This window comes from Bradyrhizobium sp. (genome assembly GCF_030654605.1).
In the GTDB taxonomy this organism is placed as follows: domain Bacteria; phylum Pseudomonadota; class Alphaproteobacteria; order Rhizobiales; family Xanthobacteraceae; genus Bradyrhizobium.
Genome location: NZ_JAURXB010000152.1, coordinates 1 through 2,810, shown reverse-complemented (window position 1 = coordinate 2,810; position 2,810 = coordinate 1). Strand labels below are relative to the sequence as shown.

2 protein-coding genes are annotated in these 2,810 nt (G+C 65.8%); both read right to left on the bottom strand.

What is annotated here, in order from left to right:
* The coding region (locus Q7U29_RS14705; protein WP_304742620.1) for a chemotaxis protein CheW at positions 1-464 on the bottom strand (464 nt) is incomplete at its 3' end.
* A 32-nt stretch (positions 465-496) separates the two neighbouring features.
* The coding region (locus Q7U29_RS14700; RefSeq protein WP_304742618.1) for a hybrid sensor histidine kinase/response regulator at positions 497-2,810 on the bottom strand (2,314 nt) is incomplete at its 5' end.

Below are 2,810 nucleotides of genomic sequence, written 5' to 3'. Positions count from 1 at the left end.
GGCACGATTTCGAGCACGCGGTCGACGTCGAGCACGACCATGAGCTGGCCGTCGAGGCGGTGCACGCCGCCGGCGAGCTTGGCCATGCGGGGGTCGAGGTTGACGGGATTTTCCTCGCGGCCGTCGTCGGCGAGCTTGAGCACCTCGCCGATCTGGTCGATCAGCAGGCCATAGGATTCGCCGCGCAGGTCGACGCCGACCGCCATCGGCGGCTTGCCGTCTTCGTTCGGGGGCAGGCCGAGGCGCGCGCGCATGTCCACCACCGTGACGATGCGGCCGCGCAGATTGAGCACGCCGGCGATCTCGCCTGACGACAGCGGCACCCGCGTCAGCCGCTCCGGCATGAACACGTCCTGCACCCTCGAGATCGGCAGGCCGAACAGCTGGCCCCCGATCATCGCGGTGACGAATTCGGAGACGGCGCCTTCGGTATTGTCGTTCTTGCTGCTGGGAATATTGCTCATGCTGTTTCCTTCAGGCTGAACTTGCTTCATGCCTATGCCGCCTTGTTGAGTTCGGCGGTCTGTTCCTTCAATGCCGCGATCAGGCCCGGACGGTCGAACTTGGCGACGTAATCGTGGAAGCCGGCCAGCCGCCCGCGCTCGATCGCCGCCGGCGACACCATCGAGGACAGTGCGATGATCGGCATCGAACTCAGATGCGCGTCCGCCCGGATCGTCTCGGCGAACTCGAACCCGTTCATGTCGGGCATTTCGATGTCGGTCAGCACCACGTCGAAGAGCTGGCCCGAGCGCAGCGCGGAAAGGCCCTCCTCGGCGCTGGGCGCCACCCGCACCTTGTAGCCCGCGGCTTTCAGCACCGGCGCCAGCATGTTGCGGAAGAACGCTGAGTCGTCGACCAGCAGCACCGACTGCGCGGTCACCGAGGGGCGCATCTCCTTGCGGGAGAACCAGTCGGCGAACGCCATCGGCAGGAAGTGACCGACGTCGATCACTTCGGTGGCCTGGCCCTTGATCACGGCCGAGCCCAGGATGCCTTCCCGGGAGCCCGCGACCTCGATGTTGAGCCGCTCCTCGACGATGTCGATGATCTCGTCGACGACGAGGCCCATCGAACGGCCGTCATCGGCGAACACCAGGATCGGCTGCGAGCCGGAGGTCTGGACGCTGACGCCTTCCATCTGCACCAGCGGCATCAGCTGATCGCGGTACTGCACCATGTAGCGGCCGTTGGAGAGTTCGATCTTGTCGGTGGCGAGTTCTTCCAGCCGGGTGACGAGGCCGAGCGGCACCGCCTTGGGCTGGGCCGAGCCTGCGCGGAACACCAGCAGCGAGGTCAGCTGTTCGGCGGCATTGGCGCGCGCCGCCGCGTTCTCTTCCGAGATCTCGTGGCCGGCGGAACCGGCGGCGCCGAGCGCCTTGGCAATGCCGTTGGGATCGATGATCATGATCACGGCGCCATCGCCGAGGATCGTGTTGCCGGAGAACATGTCGATGTGACGCAGTTTGGTCGACATCGGCTTGACCACGATTTCCTCGGTGTGGAACACGCCGTCGACCACGATGCCGAAGGTCTGGTTGCCGACCTGGGTCACCACGATGAAGCCGTTCTCGGGATCCGAGGAGGTGCCGTCGTCGATCTTGAGCAGCTTCTTCAGGTGCATCAGCGGCAGCAGCTTGTTGCGCAGCCGCAAGACCGCGGTGTCCTTGATGCGCTCGATGCGGTGCTCGGAATTGGCCCGTGCCCGCACCAGTTCGACCACCGCCAATTGCGGGATCGCAAAACGGTCGCCGGCGGCTTCCACGATCAGGGCGGAGACGATGGCGAGCGTCAGCGGGATCTTGATGGTGACGCTGGAGCCCTCGCCGGCCACCGACTTGACGTCGATGGTGCCGCCGATCTGGTCGATATTGGTGCGCACCACGTCCATGCCGACGCCGCGGCCGGACACCGAGGTGACGCTGGCTGCGGTGGAGAAGCCCGGCGCGAAGATGAACTTGTGGATCTGGGCTTCCGTCATCTTCTCGAGTTCGGCCTCGCTGACGAGACCGTTCGAGATCGCCTTGGCCTTGATCCGCTCGGTGTTGAGGCCGCGGCCGTTGTCGGCGATGCAGATCAGGATATGGCCGCCTTCGTGATAGGCGGAGAGCCGGATGGTGCCCTGCTCGGGCTTGCCGGCGGCGGCGCGTTCGGCCGGGGTTTCCAGGCCGTGATCGGCGGAGTTGCGCACCATGTGCGTCAACGGATCCTTGATCAGGTCGAGCACCTGGCGGTCGAGCTCGGTGTCGGCGCCGTGCATCTCCAGTTCGATCTGCTTGTGCAGTTCGCCGGCGAGGTCGCGCACGATCCGTGGCAGCTTCTGCCAGGCATTGCCGATCGGCTGCATCCGCGTCTTCATGACGCCTTCCTGCAGCTCGGCGGTGACGTTGGACAGCCGCTGCAGCGGCACCTTGAACTCGGTATCGTCGTTGCGCCGGGAGATCTCCAGCAGCTGATTGCGGGTCAGCACCAGTTCCGACACCATCGTCATCAGGTGTTCCAGCGTGTCCACGTTGACGCGGATCGACTGGTTGGCGACCTTGTCGGCCTCGGGCACGTCGATCTCGACGACCGATTTGGCGGCCTTCTTCTCTTTGGCTGATGCGGCGGGTTGAGCCGGCGCTGCGGCCGGCTTCGGCGCTGCCACTTCGGGCTGGACCGGCGCGATCGGCGGTGCGACCACCTCGATCGCGGTCTCCTGGAACGCGCGCTCCAGTTCGTCCAGCGACACTTCGCCCGGACGTAGCTCCCGCTCCAGTATCTGCGGCACCAGGGTGCCCTGCTCGACCGCCGGTGCTGATGCTACCGGC